A 17,222-nucleotide genomic window follows, 5' to 3' on the forward strand; every position below is an offset into this window, starting at 1 on the left:
GTAAGCCAGATTGAAGATGGAGAGTCTTAGACAAATTGAATCCTGGTTTAAGCAACAAGGATGGGAACCCTCACAGTTTCAAAGGTCTAGCTGGAATGCTTATCTAGAAGGGGCAAGCGGACTGATTCAAGTCCCAACTGGAGCAGGCAAGACATTTGCAGCTGTGATGGGACCAATCGCACGAATCCTTTCAGACAAGACACACAACAATGGAATACGACTCTTATACATCACACCATTAAGAGCTCTAAGTCGTGACCTGACAATAGCCATAAGGGAACCTATTGAAGCAATGGGTTGGCCAATTCGAGTTGGAACTAGAAATGGAGATACAACAAACGCAGAAAGAATGAAACAACTTAAAAACCCACCTCAGATTTTAGTCACAACACCTGAATCACTTTGTGTGTTGTTAGGTAATCCGAAGGTAACAGAACTTTTTGAGAATCTCGAATCTGTGATTCTTGATGAGTGGCATGAATTAATAGGAAGTAAGCGAGGAACACAAACTGAGCTAGCACTCAGTTGGCTACGGATGCAAAAACCAATTCTTCAGACATGGGCTTTGAGTGCCACAATTGGAAATACTGATCAAGCATCAGAACATGCATTAGGTATAAGAACTAAAGGGAAATTGATCAATGAAGCACAAAAACGTTCTACAAATATTAAAAGTATCATTCCTGATAATATCAATGGATTTCCATGGGCTGGACATCTTGGGCTAAGAATGTACGAGAATCTAATTGAAGTATTAGATGTTAATAAAAGCACTTTACTATTTACAAATACACGAAATCAATCAGAGAGATGGTATCAATGCTTGAGATTTGCATGTCCAGAAATGGAAGAAGCATTAGCGCTACATCACAGCGCTATTGATAGAGCCGAACGAGAATGTATTGAAGAACGGATGAAAAATGGACAGCTCCGATGGGTTGTCTGCACAAGTTCCTTAGACCTAGGCGTTGATTTCCAGCCCGTAGAAAGAGTGGTGCAAATAGGTAGTCCAAAAAATATTGCAAGACTTCTGCAAAGGGCAGGTCGATCGGCTCATTGTCCAGGTGGAACATCGCAAGTCTTGTTTATGCCGACAAATGCACTTGAGCTACTGGAACTTAGTGCCTTGCGTCGTGGACTGGACAACGACTTGATAGAGACAAGAAAACCACCCCATAAACCACTCGATGTTCTACTGCAACACCTAACGACTTTGGCATGTGGACCTGGCTTTAATCCAAAAGAAACTCTTATAGCAATTCGCGGAACTGCTAGCTTTAAATCCATTACCAATGAAGAGTGGAAATGGTGTCTACTATTTTTAGAAAAAGGAGGTAGTTGTTTGAATGCGTATTCAAGGTATCGAAAAATTGAATGGAACCCACATGCTGAGAGGTTTTTCGTTCGGGAAAAATCTATATCACGCCTTCATAAGCTAAATATTGGTACGATCACCTCTGCACCATCAATACGGGTTCGTTTTAGTCGCGGAGCCATCCTTGGACATGTAGAGGAAAACTTTATCAGCCAATTGAACCCTAAAGATGTTTTCTTTTTTGCAGGACGTCAATTAGAACTTATAAGGATAAAGGATATGACAGCTTATGTAAAAGTATCCACTCGGAAAAGCAAAACTGTGCCTGCGTGGGCAGGAGGGCAAATGGCCTTGTCTGATCTATTAACTACAAAGTTGAGAGATGAAGTAGAATTAGCATCAAAACATATTCTCGATACAGCAGAGTTATTAGCACTAAAACCACTTCTAGACCGACAACAAGACTTATCAATTCTGCCTAAACAAAATGAACTATTAATTGAAACCTGCGTAACAAAGGAAGGGCAGCATTTATTCGCTTATCCGTTTGAGGGACGTTTTGTACACGAAGGCCTTGGATTTCTATGGGCATCTCGGTTTACTAAAAAGCAAACAAGTACAATCACGGTATCAGTGAATGATTATGGCTTTGAGCTATTAGCTCCCAAAACATATCCATTAACAAGTCACTTTACTGAAATTTTAGAACATCTACTAGAAGATGTAAATTTAGAATCTGATCTTGAGAATGCATTGAACTTATCAGAACTGTGCAAACGGCGCTTTAGAAGTATCGCTCAAGTGTCCGGTTTAATGGTACAAGGGTATCCGGGCAAAAGTAAAAGTAGTGGTCAACTTCAGATTAGTAGCTCACTTCTATGGGATGTATTTAGAAAGCATGAGCCCGATAATTTGCTACTAAAGCAGGCACGATATGAAGTTCTCCATGATCAACTGGAAATGTTACGTTTGAAAAAAGCATTAAAACGAATGAGAACAGGTAATATCATTCATAGTGAAATACAAAGACCAGGACCATTGGCTTTCCCTCTTTTAGTGGAAAGATTGCGAAATAGAATGAGCAATGAATCTGTACTAGAGAGAATAACTAGAATGCAAAATGAGGCATTAAAACATGAATACTAAGGAAACAACTCTAAGGAGATAATATTTGCCGTTAGCCAATAGTATTCGAGCCCAAGTGCAATTTAAATTATCAAAATGTATAGATGATAGACGTCAAATTATCAATAATCAATGAAGCGGTCAACGGTATCACCTGCTGCCGTCTAAACTTAGTGAAAATGCATATTCGAATGCTACCCAAAGAGCATGTATCAGATTATCCAAGACCGCCAAAGGTCGAACTCATTAATGGGAATGTATCTGTGACAATTGGAACTGAAGTGATTGCTGAGGATACTTATTATATCCGTGTGTGTGAAACATTCCATCCACCTACCATTTATATCAACCAAGATGCTTTCACTATTGGAACACTAAAACGAGCCTCTGGACCCGTCTCATACTGCGAATGGAAAGGACTAGCTGATTACTGGACATTGAGCAAGTCTGATGGAAGTGAAGTGCGACATCGTGCTGGATGGAGCTATCCAAGGCCTAGCAAACGCTTTGAGCAACTTACGGACTGGATTGCTGTTTACCCTCGATTAGTGGATACCTGTCTATTGGAAGGAGAGAAGGCTAAGCCACAGCCAGGATCATTTTATGGCGGATGGGTAACAAGTTGGACAATTGGTCCATTTAAAGGAGATCCAAACCACCCTGAATTACTCTAATGAATCAAACTGAACAACTCATTGAGCTACTTCGTAAAAATCCCAAAAGCAATTTAATTGCTTCACTCATTCAGGAAGTTGAATCCTGTTCACAGGTGAACCTTGATAGTGATGCAGATCTGCTAAAAGGTGTTTGGGAATTGAGATGGAGTAGCTCAACCCAGCCGTGGCTTAAACAAGCCTCCTGGCTTGAAAATATACAAGTTCTTGATCCACAACAAAAAAAGGGCATGAATTTACTACGTGTAAATGGACCCATTGGATCGCTTGCTATGATTGCTGTTGAAGCAGAATTATCTGTTAATAGAGACAATAAAGTTGGCGTGCAATTCAAAAAAGGAGGTTGGATTGGACCCTCTACAAACAATGGATGGAGACCTAAATTAATGAAATCTATAAATCAATCTTTTCCTGCATGGCTAGATATTACCGCAATTAATAAGACATTAAGGATATGTCGTGGGAATGCAGGAACATGTTTCGCTCTCATTAAGAGACAAGATTTGGCAGTTACTGACTGGATTCCTGCTTCCCCACAAAACGTAGCTGAGTAGAGTGAACTTTTTTGGAAATTTGATAAAGATACCACAACGAATTGCATTCTCTAGGATCAAACCTAAAGGACTGGTATGAACAATCAAAGAAACATCTTCCCTGTCACTACTCTTCCATTGCCCGGAAGCTCTCTATTTCAAGCAATACCTACATCACTTCCTTCGTGGTGACATCAAACTCACATTCATCCCAGCTATTGGGACAAGGTGTATCTATATCCATGCTATATCCAACATTCTTTGTTTCCATGGGACCGATCAACCCTGAACAGACAATACTAGAGCTCTTTAGATTTGAGTTGTATTTGTTTGTAAGAGATACTTCAACGCATTGGCGACCAGAGGTATTATCTTCAACAGTGAACTGACATTTACCTCCCTGAAGTCTGCTCACATTGCAATACGACGAGATCTCTCCACCTTGACCGTTTCCGAAGCGTTCATAAGCAACGAAGGCTGTCACTCCAATCACACATAACCCAGCGAAGGAGACCACGATTTCTCTAAAGGCTTTTGTTGTTGTCAAGACCAATGGAATCAAGTTCGGACAGCCAGCAAAGCATCTTTTATGTCTTGCGCCGACAACCAGAGAAGAACTCTAGTAATTCTGAACTAGCTGTGGTAATGCAATTTTAACCGAGGGTTAGCTCTTTGATCGAGAGGGTTGTTGGCAGTAACGGTTCCACAGGGATGAGGTCTCATGGTGTTGCAACGCAAAGTTGTTTATCGATAGCGGTAGGACGATGCCAAACGGTGAGCCCGCATTGCTGAAGAGCAAACGTCATCTCTTCATCATGGATGGCATCAGGTGGATCCTGACTGAGGAGCAGGCATTAAGCCATAAAAATGGGAGGGTGATTACTCCTCCCACGTCTACTGTGTTCGACATCCCAATTTTGGCTTCTCAAAACGCAGTGCACATGAGTAAAGACTGAGAGAGACTTATCGTGTGCGTCTCAAACGCTGGCAGCGTTCTCTTGAGTTCAATCGTTCTTCTTGGCAAATATCCATGTCAACATTCCTTGATTGTCGTTGTTGAGCGAAACAAAAATGAAACTACCAAGAAATAACAAAGACGAAGAGACTAGAACAGCAGCACCTATATTGCTGATTTGAAGATGACCTAATGTCACAGCTAGCAGAATTGAATGATTCATTTCGTTAATTCAGCTCTCGCCTCTCTAGGAACAGGCCCCAGAGCTAGAAGTATGTGCTCATCTGAGAAGAGTTCAAATTCTGAGAGCAACGAAAAAATCCAGTCGAACATCAATTGTGAAAATCGATAATCGCAATCTATCTCTTAAGAATAGAGGGCGGTGAAGACTTATCAAGTCTCAACACAGGTGTATCATTTTTGCTAAACAAAGGATACAGATGATTATGATTAATTGGTATCAATTTGATGATGTTGTCTATGAATAAAGGTTGAGATCACTCTTAAAGTCACACGTCCTTGCTTTAGGAGCCTAAAGGCTGAGCGAAAACACAGGCTATGCAGTCATCAACTGTGAAGAATGCTTAGGTGTAAATTCGAATTAGCTATATACCATATGCTATACAGTAAATCATCATGCCTTACCGGTTGGAATGAAGAAATCTAGTTATTCAATGATTTTATTCATTTCCTTATTTGTTCATTTATTGTCAGCATCTGCTTTTGCTGAAACCGACAAGAAAATGTTTGAATCAATAAGAAACAAGGATGTGTCTTATTTTAAGTGCTCTTATAATTCTGGGAAGAAGATGGGAGTAAAACAAATTGGCAATGGGCCAATGTTTAAACTTGAATGGCTGGATGGCGTATCGCAAATTTATTCTTATGTAGTAGCTGGTAGAAGAGCTTATGACTACGATGTAATTGACACCCTTGGAGGAAAATGGACAATGAAGGGTGGCAATAGCCCTAAAGAGCCATTTGTCCTTAGGAATATTGATAATAACAACACTATTAGGTGCAATTCTTTTTAGGCTTATGGAATCACAGCTTCAGACAAAACAGTTTGCTTGCTCATCATTTGTGATCTAAGCATAGAAGTCTTTCTGTAGTAGCTGCTTCATAGAAGCACGAGTCTTCTCTACTTCTATAAGTGCATTAACTGTGAACATAAAAAACTTAATAGCTTTATGCTATTGGAGGACAGCTCATATATAAAAAGGTATTCCCTCACGCATACTGTGGGAAAGCCTTTTGGATTCCTAGTGAAGACAGCCAGATGAATAGCCAACAGCTCAGCAATACCAAGCGTTTGCTTTTCCTTGACCAGATCAAAGCATTGATGATCGCGTTGGTGATTGTCTTCCATGTGGCGTTGGAAATACGCTATCCATGGCTCGGCGTTCTAATTCCCAACGGAGGATCAGAGCACCTGTTGTTTGAAACGGTTGCGGACTGGTTTTTGTTTACCACCAATGCCTTCTTTATGGGTATGCTGTTTCTACTTTCGGGCTACTTTGTCCCACGTTCGGTGCACAAAAAGGGCATTGCGCGCTACCTGAAGGATCGGCTCCTACGCATCGGCGTACCCTTCCTGGTCGGCTTGCTGTTAATCAATAACGCCTCAGTGATTTTGGCCCGCCTCTCGCCTGAAAGTCCATTGGCCAATATTGCCTGGAATCAGTTGCCTTTTAACAAGGTAGGGGTGCTTTGGTTTTTGGTCGTTCTGTTCGCCTTTGATTTGATCTATTGCACTTGGATTCGGCTGCGGGGTGATCACTTTGCCATTGATACTTCTGTGCCCATGCCTAAACAGCGTTGTTGGCTGATCAGTGCCGTTGTACTCGCGTTGATCGAGTTAGTGATGTCGATGCAGACTGATCTCTGGGCAGCGTTGCAGCGTTCACCGTTTGATGGCCTAGGAACCCAGGGCATGCATATATTCACTTATGCATTTCTATTTTTTTTGGGATGCAAGGCATCGTTTCATCGTTGGCTGGAGCGTCTTGATACCCATTTGGTTGTGCGGTGGTTTCGCTTTTCAGTGGTGTTAGCTCTCAGCCTTCTGATGGTGGGAATAGTTATTGCATTTGGCGGTGGGGCTGATGGAGCTCATTCCGTCAAATTTTCGTTGTTGATGAGTCTCCTAAGTCTCTTCATCGGCTGGGGAGTTATGGCCTATCTGCTTTTGTGGTTCCAGCGTCATGAGCAGCGCTACGGCCAATGGCTGGCCAATGCTGGAATCGATAGCTTTGGAGCTTACATAATTCATCCTTTAGTACTGGTAGTGGTGCTTGAGGCCGTTGGTTTCATTGGCCTCAACCATTGGCTGATCTTCTTAGCAGCGTCAGCCCTTGGGATTGTGATCTCATTCGGACTCAGCCATCAGCTGCGGCGAATACCAGCTATTGCCAAGGTGATCTGACCCACAAAACCGACGAATTGCTCGCTGCAGTGACAGTCAATTTGGATTCGATGGACCAAGAAGGTCCCATGGCCTTGCCTTACAAACCTGAAGTTGAACGCTTGAGTTCTCTTAGACGTTTGCCATGTTTACGAAAGCTGCCATGACCATGATCGCGATGACCACAGTGCCGCCAAAGAAGGCAAGGCTAGAAATTCCTAGCCTTGGCACTTTACAAACCGTTACTAAAGCTTTACATTGTGTTGAGCGTTCCTTGGACGGGATCAGCGATTAAACCCTCTGGGAAGAGGCTTTTATTCACTTTTGAGGTCTCTGTGGAAGGAGACCTTTTTTTATGGCTTCTTATCCCTGACTTATCTGCTGACATCGCTCCTGCACCTTGGTGTCGCGCTATGGAACCTGACAAGCCAAATAGTAATTTTGAACCAGTTACAGTGCTGCGATGGGACCCGAACGTTTGCTTTTAATCGAGAGGGCTATTGGCAGCAACAGTTTCACAGGGAAGAGCTCTCAAAATGTCGCCAACCAAAGGTGTTTATCGACAGCGCTAGAACGCTGACAAAACGGAAAGCCTGCATCGCTGAAGAGCAGGCTTCACTTCCGCATCAAAGATGGCAACAGTTGAATCCTGGGTTGGGAACTGCCATTGAGCCATAAAAATGGGAGGGTGCTTACTCCTCCCACGGTGACTGTTTCGACATCTCAATTTTGGCTTACTTAAACGCAGCGCACATGAGTAAAGACTGAGTGCTTCTCAAGAGCTGGCATTGAAGCATAAAAAAGAACGGTCGCATTCTCAGGACCGTCCTCCTTTATGAACCCAAACTCCTCAGTTTTGATCCGTTTTCAAGGTGACCTAGGGCACGGATCTCTGTCATAGAAACTGTAGAAAGGCGCAAGCACTCAAAAAATCAAAGGTGGGTCGATCACTACTGGGGTTGATGGACTCTGAAAGTCACTCTCCCCCGCCTTACGAACTGAAAGCCAAAACGTTACGCCTTTTGCTTACATCCGTACATCTAAAACAATAAATTCAACCCAAGCTTCAGAATCGTTTGGAATGTATCGCATAAAGGCTTAGAGACGAGTTAATAATAATCCTACAGATATGTAATGGAACTCATAACGAGCAGGATTGGATACGAGCCGTTGTTCTACCTGTCCGTAAATCTTATCTAAAGCACTTGATATTGACATGTTGCCTGGTAACGCAGAAGCCAGAATTGTTTCTGTAAAAGCACGCAAAAAACCACAATAACTGCGAGCCCATATCAATTCATCACCAGTATCTGCGAAGACAAGATTAAATGGAACAGGAACCTCACGGCTTTCGGCCTTCTCCACATGAAAGGCTTGAGAAAGATGTTCATCAGTTTGAATTGGAGCACTTAATTCTTCAATCGTTCGGAAATAGATTGGAAATATGAGATCCTCATAGACTTTACGTGGAAGTAGGCCCCCCTCTACACAGTCGAGAATCGCATCACTCAGGACATCATAGATTCCATTGCTAGTTGAGAAGCAGTTATTCCTGCCAAAGACCTGGACAAGAAGCTTGCCACCGGTAACAAGTTCCTGGGAACGAGTGGCATAGTAACGATGTAGATCATTGGCAGCTTGAAGTCTGAACGGTTCTTGTTCACTCTCAGTGACATAAACACCATCACGTGGAGCTAATAACCCGGGCTCCATTGGGAGTATATAATGTGGAATTGCTGAGTCTGGTTCTTTCTCAAGCCATCCGATTGCGTTGAAGGTTGTGGAGATATGTAGAGTCCTATCAGGAACAAGACGATCAAACGCTGTTCCACTGATAGCACCAGGAAAGATATTTGTATGCGAAAGAGTTAAATCATCATCATCACAAGAAAGATTTAAAAAAAGATGATTAAAATCATTTGTGGGAAGATCATTAAAAAACACCCAGATCGACTGGCTTGAACAGCAACGTAATGTACTGATAAGGCGGTTCATTGCGTAGATAGCATTGCCTCCCTCAGAAGATCCAACATCCAATATGCCTATAGGTGTTTGGCAATCAGATGAAATGACTAATCCTGGAATCGAAGCTTCGAGCCAAGGCAGAAAAGCTTCCAACGCTGAACGTTGAGCTGACGAGTTAGCATCGTAATAACCACCCCCTTTCATTCCTGACGTAGTTGGCATCATTCACTCCTAGAAACAGATGGAAATCAAGCCATCAATTAAATAATTTTGGTCATTATCGCAAACCAACAATACAGCCTGGCAAATACTTTATAAAAAACACAGGATTCAAAAATATAGAATGAAATTCATTGTGTATTCTGTATAATTTATGGCTAAAGCTATTCTGTCTATGATCTATAAACATTAAATAACGCCAGGAGAGAAGGACTTTTCGCCTAGCCAACATCCTAATCTCTTCTCACCGTTGAATACGTTCTGGAATGATCGCCCTTGAAAGGGAATATAAATAATCAAGCAATTTGTGCTTTATGTTGTAGATGATCATATTTTTACAGGAAAGAAATAATTCGTATGCCAATTCTATCCATAGGTACCAAGTAAAGACCAATGTAATGTCGTCTGGCACAACCCGTGAGATTGCTACTCGCTAAGAGATGAACTCAGTTTCCTGCGAGAGCGTCAGTTCCCAACTCCTTGGGGACAGATCAGAGCTGCTAGACATCTTTTTAGTCAGGGGAGGAATATTCATGCCTAGGAAACAACGAAAGAGCTGATCATCGACCCCATAGAGATGGAAAGAAACGACATGACCGTAGTGCAGTTGATTCGACGATACATATAATCAACATTTGGCATTTAGGAACTAAGAGAATATAAGTTTTGAATTCTCTAAAATCCCAGAAAGGGTATAATCTCAAAGACAAACGATTACTTGTGACCGTGCGTTCAGTCGTAACTACTTTCTTCATGCTTTGTATGTCGCTACTTTTAGCGGCATATGCAAACACAAGCGAAGATCACATAAATAAAGGTATCAATCATCTTGAGGACATGAACTATAGAGGCGCACTGATAGATTTCAATAGCGAAATCATGCTCAATCCAGATAATGCACCTGCGTTTAACTATCGCGGGGTAACCAAAGCAAAACTAGGTGATTTTGATGGGGCAATAATGGACTACAATAGAAGTATAAACTTAGAGCCTAATAGTATTGAAGCTTTAAACAATCGTGGTATTGCTAAAGCAAGGACTGGAGATCTTGACGGTTCAATTTCAGACTTTGATATAGCTATTTCAATAGACCCATTAAATGGCAATTCCTACTTTAATCATGGCATGGCAATGGATATGATTTCAAACATTACAAGTGCTTGTTCTGATTGGGAAAAATCATATAATCTTGGTTTCAAAGAAGCAAATAGATTTGTGAAACAAAAATGTTCTTAGAATGAAAACCAATAGTCAAATCTAGAAGCGTGGCCTATTATCTAACCAGTATTTTTTATCAGCTTGTATTGCCTTCTTTTATCACTGAATGGTCATTTGATGATTGAGCACAACTCACAGATTAATCTGTTATTAGAAAGAGAAGGCTAGATCCTTTCTCTTGAAAAACGTTGAAAGGCTCAGCAAGTTATTGCTGATAGAGTATTTATAGATCGTTAATATACAAAGCCCAGTTCAAAAGAGCAGATCAATGCTTTGAGAACATTTAATGTTATAATCGGTATGTGAACAAATTTTCTCACGAAATCAGAAAACACCTTTAGTGAGACTGAGTTGGAAATGGAAGCATCTGTTTGAATTCACAAAAAATGGTTGAATACTTTGGGGTAAAAGTCTTATATTGACACTCATATTTTGGCACCTTAAGAACCAACATCATTGATCCTTCTTCCATCATTTGTTGGAGGTGAAACCAGAAGCAAATCTCCTCGATACTCTCCAAGCTGAATAATTAACATCTTACGAGGATATGCACTAAAACCTTTCTTGGCGATTTTAATCGCATTAAACACATCATCAATTGTCCCTAGGGTTATGTTGCGAGCTTTTTGCTTGATAACATTAAGTTGATTCAGAAAATTCTGACCGCTCAATAGATCATCATCGATCATTTTCTTTGCTGCCGCTTCAGTTGAGCCCATTTCAAGGGAACTAGCAAGATAGAGAGATATCTGTTCTATTGAAATATCGGTTGGAATATCAATATAACTTACGAGATCATTCAAAGTGTTTTCAAATAGATCTCCATCTTTGTTTATCACAATACAAGGTGCACTTAAATTAAAGATGGAATGATCTCGTAGCAGAATCCAATGATTCTCAATTTCTTTCCAACTGCAAGACATAGCCTTAAAACCTTTAACTGAGAGGAGGTTGGTTTTTCTTGTAAAACGGGGATAACGAATTTTTATTCAGAAAAAAGAGAAAAGTGTTTACTTGATTCGATTAAAACAGAAAGATACTTGATACAGTAAAACTGCCTCAATTGCGAACACTTTGATTATAGCGACACATTAAACTTTCATTGCCAATTGCTTTAATCTTCACACATGGTCAAAGCAGGTTAGTTTTATATTATTAGCAGATACAATAAAAAATAAAATTAGCGGGAAAGTGAATATCAGTACTGTTCATGATTTTGCGACCACAGATAGATGTACATGAGTACAGATTTTCATATCAGCCTTAAGCAAAGTCAATATATGAGAACAAATTAGAGATCAGTACTTAATAAGTATAAGCTCATTTTATGCATTGGTGAAGCTCATAACTTTTCCGTGCGCTTACTTAGCGCTATTATGGCAAATGAGCTCCAGGCCATCCATGATCTTTCCATACTTAATCGTATTTTTGATTGCATCATCATTTTTCAAACCATTCTGGAACCTTTATCGTCTTTTGATTCATTGGTCATTCTTGCTTATTTTGTCACCCTGGATTGTAGGTAAAGCATTAAGTGCACGTTGGGCTGAAGACGATTATGGAAATGGTCCGAGACTAATTGCTTTACCAATTGCTGTAGGAGGATATTGGCTTTTGTATGGTTCTTATGTGCATCCAGAATATTCATTATTTCCGTTATTTATTTACTATTTTGTGGCTTGGCCAGCATTTCGTCATAGTGATGCATGGGAAAAGTTAAATAGAAAACCCTAGATTACTTATAAAGTCTGTCCATTCTCAAGATTGAGAACTTTTGATTTTTTTCAATCAACTTATTGAAAGTACCAAAGAGAACTACTGATGATCAGATTCTATTTGATTGATTAGCTGATTGTATTACTGCTATCTTTTTGGGTTATTTCCTCTGGCAACCTAAATCCTGTACTAACCTGAAGTTGCTTCAACAACGTGGCAATTGAAAGATTAGTCTGCCCCTGTCGTTCACCAATGAGATTGACTTCTTCAACCTCAATAGGCCGAACAGTATCACTTAGCATTGTAAGAAGGGGTTCGAGCTTTTGCAATAAAAATAGTCGCTTAGCATCATCACCTGAACGTTGCAGTGATGCGACTAAATCGCGTAAACCTTCAGCTTGAGACCGTCCTTGTTCAATGATAGTTGCGGCCTCACCTTTCGCCTCCGCCATCATTGTTTGACATTCTGACTCTGCAGGTGCAATAACGTCAGCTTCTAATTGTTGTGTCACTTGTTTAATACGCTGTTCTTGTACTGGAAGCTCTGCTTCGGCTCGAGCTAATTCAGCGCCAATGCGTGCTTCCTCCTCAGCAACTAACGCATCTCGCCTCGTCAATGCATCTTGCACCCTCTTGTTGGCATTTGCTGTCGCGATAGCTAGGTCTTTATCAAGTCTTCTCAATGATGTAATTCTTTCATTTTCAGCACGCTTTACAGCAGACTGTGACTTAGCCTCTGCTTCTGCAATGCGGGAATCTCTCTTCAATTCAACTAATTGCTTTCTTCCAATCGAGTCGAGATATAAGACATCATCTGAGATGTTTTGAATCTGAAGTGTATCCAATACTAAACCGAGTTTTTGAAGGTCATCCTCAGCTTCCTCCAAAAGAGTGCGTGCAAAGGTTACCTTGTCTTCATTTAATTGCTCCGGAGTTAAACTTGCCATCACACCTCTCAAATTCCCTTCAAGAGTTTCTTTGGCAATGTGTCGAATTTCATCTTGAGATTTGCCAATTAAACGCTCAATCGCGTTATGAATTCCGGGCTCATCGCCTGATATCTTGATATTTGCGACACCAGATACATTTAATGGAATACCCCCACGTGAATAGGCATTTGTTACTTGCAGATCAATGATCATATTGCTTAGATCCAAGCGCATCACCTCTTCGAGCAATGGAATGCGAAGCGCACTTCCACCACGAACTGTGCGATATCCCACCTTTTGACCTGATCCAGTTGTTCTCCTCAGACCAGCAAAGATCAAAGCCTCACTCGGTTGACAGATGTAATACAACTGACGAAGAAGGGCAATAAAAGCCCATAAACCTGCAGCACCTGTTAACCCAATAGCTACGAACATTACTAATTTCCTCTGTTTGATAGTGTGTCGATAAGATCAATGCCAAAAATTTCTTTGACTTGATCAAAGAACTGACGGACAACAACGTGATTCAGCGCTACAAGGCTGGCAAGACTGGATGCATCGTTTCCATCCAAGGTTGTAATCCTTTTCAAATGAAGTCGTCCAGGAAGACGTGTGGCGTGATCAAGCACCATTTCAATTTGCTGAAGCAAAAAAACGAGCTCTGCAGTGCTACCAGCCTCTTCCCAGACCTGTGTGAGTAGATCATTCACTAACGCACTTGCCTTAACGTCCTCGGCCGTTGCAGCAGCCATGCCACGAGCTCTTAATTCTTTAGCCTTTTGATTTGCTTGTGCAGGAAGAACTTGTTCGGCTTGCAGCCTTAATCGCTCCAGCTCAGCTCTTACTTTTTGTAGTTTTTGCTCCGCTATCGCTCTAGCTTCCAATTCAGCCGCTTCTGTTCTCTCCTCTTCAGATCGAGCCTTCTTTTCCATTTGGGCTATTTTGGTACGCACACCGTTATCTTTTTCAAGAACCACGGTCTGAGCCTCAGTCCGCACCACTTCAGCTTTTTCTTCCATTTCCGCTTCAACTCGCTCAGCTTGACCGATCGCCTCAGCCTCTGCAATTTCTGCATCACGGACGATCTGAGCAACTCTTCTTCGACTAATTGAATTGAGATAATCAACATCATCTGAAACGCTTTGAATCTTTAACGTATCCAGTTGAAGTCCGAGTCGTCTCAGGTCATCGCCCACATCTTTGGCAATTTGCTCAGCAAAACGAAGACGGTCTTCATTCACCTCTTCCGGAGTGAGCTGTGCAAGAACACTACGAAGATTGCCCTCTAGGTTTTCTTGTGCAACCTGGATAATTTCACGGGAATCACGTCCGAGAAAACGTTCGATTGCATTGTTGCGAACATCAGGATCCGTACTGACCTTCACGTTGGCAATCGCCTGAATATTCAGGGGTGTGCCTCCATTGGAGTAAGCATTTTTTACTTCAACCAAAACAGGTAGAAGTGTGACATCCATTCGCCGTGCTGTTTCGAGCACAGGTTTCACAAACGTCCAACCACCATTAGCAACAACTCGATATCCCTTGAACCCCTGACTTCCTTGGTTGGAGCGTGACCCCGTCACAACCAACATTTCATTGGGGCGACAGATTCGTATCATCCATCGACTCAGAAGGGTCAGTCCCACAAGACTGACAACAACAATGCCCACTCCACCTGCGACTGTGTTGTTTTGGTCCCTCGACAGGAATCCAAGCGGTTGTGAGGGCTGCTCATGGAGCAGTCGTGAAGACATTGAGATCCAACCAACTGACCTTGGCTTAGCTCTCATCAAACAGATTGACCACAGATCTCACATTCGGTCCACGCGCAGGGTGTGCTGATCACTAGCCACGACCACCACCATGGTCCCTTCTTCGAGTGTTCCTGCATTGCTAAGAGCAGGTCTGCGGATCAAACTGCCACGCACTTTCAATTCAACAAAGCCACGTTGGTTTTTGGCAACAGTCAGAGTGATTTGTCCTTGTTGACCAACTAAGTCGTCATTTCGGATGAGGGTGTCTGCCTCCCGGCGGCTCATCAAGCGCAAAACGTGTGAAGCTCCCCATCCCATAGCCAGCCCCATAGCGCTGGCAACGATCAAAGTGGGCAAGCCGCTGTCCTTAGGACTAAGAATTAACATCAACAGACCGCATAACCCAAATCCACAGAGTCCGAATGACCAAAACGGCGTACTGAATAACAGGCTTAGGTTTCCGCCTAAACCATCGCCATCCAGCCCACCAGCATCATTGTCAAGAGAGAGGGCAATCAAGACAACGCCTGCAACAAGGCAAAAGGAGTAGGTCCAAACCATCGAAGATCAGCAGCTGAGTACTCATAATGGCGATCTGTATTGATTCTGGTCCCGTTACCCGATCAAGGCCACTACTGATGGGATGAATGGATAGGCCAGATCAAGAAACAGTAATAAGTAGCATCACATCAAAACCAATCAACCATTAATAAAACTCTTATGCTTTCATCAATTTCCACACATTGAGCACAATTCATCCAAACTGACAGATCATGAAAGAGCGTGAATCAGCACCTACACAAAATTGGAATTCATTTTGGAATTTCCACTTAGGAGCCTGGAGTGGAAAGTGGTCGCGTTATCAACCAACTGGTGAGTTATCAGAAACATTTCTAAGTTGCCGATCCTTTAGTGCAGATCCACACAAAAAATGTATCAACCAATTGAACCAGTATTTATATGATGATGGACAGAATGTCAAAAAAGAATGGAATTACAGCTTCCTAGAGCACTGCAAAGAAGATGGATTCATGCATCCAGCAAGTGACTACATGAGAGGCCTAGCTTTCAAGAATGGTGCTGCCGCATGGCTCGTTCCTCAGCTCATTCTAAACCAATATTTTCCAATGGAGCTTTTTCTTGCCAACAAAAATGTACGTCTCAGCGTCGGCATGCTCTATGGGTTGAACGGTGCACTTGAGAGAATAGCCTGCATTCGTGAGCAGAGGAATAATCTAGTTCAGTCAACCTGGTCAGATGACGTTCAAATGATCCCGTCTTGGGACATAGGAAACAACTGGCGAGGAATCACTAATACTATTGATGCAACTTTAAATCGATCGAGAGTTGCAGGTACATTTGAAATGACTTCACAACCTGGTGATAACGAATACTTTTTTCCTGATAACATAATTTTACGCTGTCCAGAAAGACTTAGTTTCAATAAACCATTTGCAATAAGTTCGATATGGCTTGAATCCAACAATCAGCTAAGGACAATCATGGCATCCTATGGGGCCGATTCAAGCTTAATTGACGTTCGCCTACAGCATCTATCACGATAAACAGAATTAGTGAATTTGATGATCTAAACATGAAGCAGCAGGAACTGATAAGCTTCATTGATTCTACGAAATTCGTCAGCAGAACCGCCTATATCAGGGTGATGGTTTTTCACCAAACGACGATAAGACTTCTTAATTGCGTCTTGCGATGCACCCCGCTTAAGTCCTAAAACATCGAGTGCCTCACGAATCGAAAACTCTGATGGATTGTTGCCGTTCCCGTAAGCCTGAGAGCTTCGGTCAGAGGCCCTCTGATCAGATCTAGTTCTACGACGTTGGCGCGAACTCTGTTGACGATTTTTTAATTCAAAAACAACCCGTTGCGGGTCTTCATCCAGCCACTCACGAGATCTAATGCCATACAAAGCAAAAGAAGCAAGCACAGCATATTTTTTTTTGGTCATCGGTTTCGGTATCGCAGCCACCAAGTCAGTACCTAAACCAGGCATCAGCCGATCCAAACGATCTTTGAGATTCAGGTGAGAGTGAAAACTCTCGCGATTGAAGACATCGATGAGGTTTTCAAGGTCCTTGAGGCGAAGCTCACTCCAGCCTTGCTGGCGTGAAAGCGCTTCGCCCCAACGTTCAACCTGATCAGAGGAGACAGATGAAGATTTTGGTTCACGTTCATGGCTTTCCGCTTGAGAACGCTTTTGATATCTTGACTGTGAAGGCGTCCACTGACGCTGACGTAGCAAATCAATCTGCTTCTTGAGCTGCCGTACCTCTCTGCGAAGACTGTCGTTTTCAGCCAAGAGTGCATCAACATTGCTTGTAACGGTCTGACGACGATGCGGTTCAGCCGCTGACGACCAACGCCGAGGGTCAAACCCCATTAGCTGACAACACA

14 protein-coding genes and 1 pseudogene are annotated in these 17,222 nt (G+C 42.1%); 9 read left to right on the forward strand and 6 right to left on the reverse strand.

From position 1 onward, the window contains the following. Window positions 1–16 precede the first annotated feature (16 nt). The 6 genes and pseudogenes from SYNC_RS06700 to SYNC_RS06725 all read left to right on the forward strand — a co-directional run bounded on the left by SYNC_RS06700 (window position 17) and on the right by SYNC_RS06725 (window position 7,027). A complete protein-coding gene (locus SYNC_RS06700; RefSeq protein WP_041426533.1) occupies window positions 17–2,461 on the forward strand; it encodes a ligase-associated DNA damage response DEXH box helicase in 2,445 nt (814 codons plus the stop codon). 83 nt (window positions 2,462–2,544) lie between these two features. Next, entirely contained in the window at window positions 2,545–3,114 is a 570-nt protein-coding gene (locus tag SYNC_RS06705; RefSeq protein WP_011619362.1) for a DUF427 domain-containing protein, read from the forward strand. Beyond that, window positions 3,114–3,668 carry a PAP/fibrillin family protein gene (locus tag SYNC_RS06710; RefSeq protein ID WP_011619363.1) on the forward strand — a complete coding sequence of 185 codons (555 nt, stop codon included), beginning with the start codon at window positions 3,114–3,116 and terminating at the stop codon, window positions 3,666–3,668. Before SYNC_RS06705 ends, SYNC_RS06710 begins: the two co-directional genes overlap by 1 nt. A 689-nt stretch (window positions 3,669–4,357) precedes the next feature. After that, a pseudogene (locus SYNC_RS15025) lies at window positions 4,358–4,603 on the forward strand (DUF1651 domain-containing protein); the annotation flags it as partial. A gap of 652 nt (window positions 4,604–5,255) precedes the next feature. After that, window positions 5,256–5,636, forward strand: a complete 381-nt coding sequence (locus tag SYNC_RS06720; protein WP_041426535.1) for a hypothetical protein — start codon at window positions 5,256–5,258, stop codon at window positions 5,634–5,636. A 245-nt stretch (window positions 5,637–5,881) separates the two neighbouring features. Then, complete coding sequence (locus tag SYNC_RS06725; RefSeq protein WP_011619365.1) at window positions 5,882–7,027, forward strand: acyltransferase family protein; 1,146 nt, start codon at window positions 5,882–5,884, stop codon at window positions 7,025–7,027. A 1,077-nt stretch (window positions 7,028–8,104) separates the two neighbouring features. On the opposite strand, the gene SYNC_RS06735 is transcribed toward SYNC_RS06725, so the two are convergent. After that, window positions 8,105–9,196, reverse strand: coding sequence for a class I SAM-dependent methyltransferase (locus SYNC_RS06735; protein WP_237699173.1), 1,092 nt, complete (start codon window positions 9,194–9,196; stop codon window positions 8,105–8,107). 714 nt (window positions 9,197–9,910) lie between these two features. Between SYNC_RS06735 and SYNC_RS06740 the strand changes: the two genes are divergently transcribed. Next, window positions 9,911–10,426 carry a tetratricopeptide repeat protein gene (locus SYNC_RS06740; RefSeq protein WP_148201864.1) on the forward strand — a complete coding sequence of 172 codons (516 nt, stop codon included), beginning with the start codon at window positions 9,911–9,913 and terminating at the stop codon, window positions 10,424–10,426. A 422-nt stretch (window positions 10,427–10,848) separates the two neighbouring features. On the opposite strand, the gene SYNC_RS06745 is transcribed toward SYNC_RS06740, so the two are convergent. Then, complete coding sequence (locus SYNC_RS06745) at window positions 10,849–11,331, reverse strand: hypothetical protein (RefSeq protein WP_011619369.1); 483 nt, start codon at window positions 11,329–11,331, stop codon at window positions 10,849–10,851. A 478-nt stretch (window positions 11,332–11,809) separates the two neighbouring features. Between SYNC_RS06745 and SYNC_RS14310 the strand changes: the two genes are divergently transcribed. Next, window positions 11,810–12,142: a hypothetical protein gene (locus SYNC_RS14310; protein ID WP_148201866.1), complete on the forward strand. Its 333-nt coding sequence runs from the start codon at window positions 11,810–11,812 to the stop codon at window positions 12,140–12,142. 110 nt (window positions 12,143–12,252) lie between these two features. On the opposite strand, the gene SYNC_RS06750 is transcribed toward SYNC_RS14310, so the two are convergent. From SYNC_RS06750 to SYNC_RS06760, 3 genes are read right to left on the reverse strand one after another with little or no spacing between them, the layout of a single operon-like run. Next, window positions 12,253–13,488, reverse strand: a complete 1,236-nt coding sequence (locus tag SYNC_RS06750) for a flotillin family protein (RefSeq protein ID WP_041426538.1) — start codon at window positions 13,486–13,488, stop codon at window positions 12,253–12,255. A gap of 2 nt (window positions 13,489–13,490) precedes the next feature. After that, window positions 13,491–14,807, reverse strand: a complete 1,317-nt coding sequence (locus SYNC_RS06755) for a flotillin family protein (protein ID WP_083756068.1) — start codon at window positions 14,805–14,807, stop codon at window positions 13,491–13,493. A gap of 57 nt (window positions 14,808–14,864) precedes the next feature. Next, window positions 14,865–15,368, reverse strand: a complete 504-nt coding sequence (locus tag SYNC_RS06760) for an NfeD family protein (RefSeq protein ID WP_011619372.1) — start codon at window positions 15,366–15,368, stop codon at window positions 14,865–14,867. 212 nt (window positions 15,369–15,580) lie between these two features. Between SYNC_RS06760 and SYNC_RS06765 the strand changes: the two genes are divergently transcribed. Further along, on the forward strand, window positions 15,581–16,372 hold the full coding sequence (locus tag SYNC_RS06765; protein ID WP_011619373.1) for a DUF3598 family protein: 792 nt from the start codon (window positions 15,581–15,583) through the stop codon (window positions 16,370–16,372). Between the two features lie 23 nt (window positions 16,373–16,395). Here SYNC_RS06765 and SYNC_RS06770 read toward each other — a convergent pair whose 3' ends face one another. Continuing rightward, window positions 16,396–17,208 (reverse strand): J domain-containing protein, encoded by an 813-nt coding sequence (locus tag SYNC_RS06770; RefSeq protein WP_011619374.1) that lies wholly within the window; start codon window positions 17,206–17,208, stop codon window positions 16,396–16,398. Between the last annotated feature and the right edge of the window lie 14 nt (window positions 17,209–17,222).

The organism is Synechococcus sp. CC9311, assembly GCF_000014585.1.
GTDB lineage: Bacteria > Cyanobacteriota > Cyanobacteriia > PCC-6307 > Cyanobiaceae > Synechococcus_C.

What these genes read in the sequence shown, in the direction of transcription:
- SYNC_RS06755 (WP_083756068.1), bottom strand. Translation starts at nt 14,807, where the DNA reads ATGTCTTCACGACTGCTCCATGAGCAGCCCTCACAACCGCTTGGATTC.
- SYNC_RS06720 (WP_041426535.1), top strand. Translation starts at nt 5,256, where the DNA reads ATGAAGAAATCTAGTTATTCAATGATTTTATTCATTTCCTTATTTGTT.
- SYNC_RS06745 (WP_011619369.1), bottom strand. Translation starts at nt 11,331, where the DNA reads ATGTCTTGCAGTTGGAAAGAAATTGAGAATCATTGGATTCTGCTACGA.
- SYNC_RS06760 (WP_011619372.1), bottom strand. Translation starts at nt 15,368, where the DNA reads ATGGTTTGGACCTACTCCTTTTGCCTTGTTGCAGGCGTTGTCTTGATT.
- SYNC_RS14310 (WP_148201866.1), top strand. Translation starts at nt 11,810, where the DNA reads ATGATCTTTCCATACTTAATCGTATTTTTGATTGCATCATCATTTTTC.
- SYNC_RS06710 (WP_011619363.1), top strand. Translation starts at nt 3,114, where the DNA reads ATGAATCAAACTGAACAACTCATTGAGCTACTTCGTAAAAATCCCAAA.
- SYNC_RS06765 (WP_011619373.1), top strand. Translation starts at nt 15,581, where the DNA reads ATGAAAGAGCGTGAATCAGCACCTACACAAAATTGGAATTCATTTTGG.
- SYNC_RS06735 (WP_237699173.1), bottom strand. Translation starts at nt 9,196, where the DNA reads ATGATGCCAACTACGTCAGGAATGAAAGGGGGTGGTTATTACGATGCT.
- SYNC_RS06700 (WP_041426533.1), top strand. Translation starts at nt 17, where the DNA reads ATGGAGAGTCTTAGACAAATTGAATCCTGGTTTAAGCAACAAGGATGG.
- SYNC_RS06725 (WP_011619365.1), top strand. Translation starts at nt 5,882, where the DNA reads ATGAATAGCCAACAGCTCAGCAATACCAAGCGTTTGCTTTTCCTTGAC.
- SYNC_RS06705 (WP_011619362.1), top strand. Translation starts at nt 2,545, where the DNA reads ATGATAGACGTCAAATTATCAATAATCAATGAAGCGGTCAACGGTATC.
- SYNC_RS06770 (WP_011619374.1), bottom strand. Translation starts at nt 17,208, where the DNA reads ATGGGGTTTGACCCTCGGCGTTGGTCGTCAGCGGCTGAACCGCATCGT.
- SYNC_RS06750 (WP_041426538.1), bottom strand. Translation starts at nt 13,488, where the DNA reads ATGTTCGTAGCTATTGGGTTAACAGGTGCTGCAGGTTTATGGGCTTTT.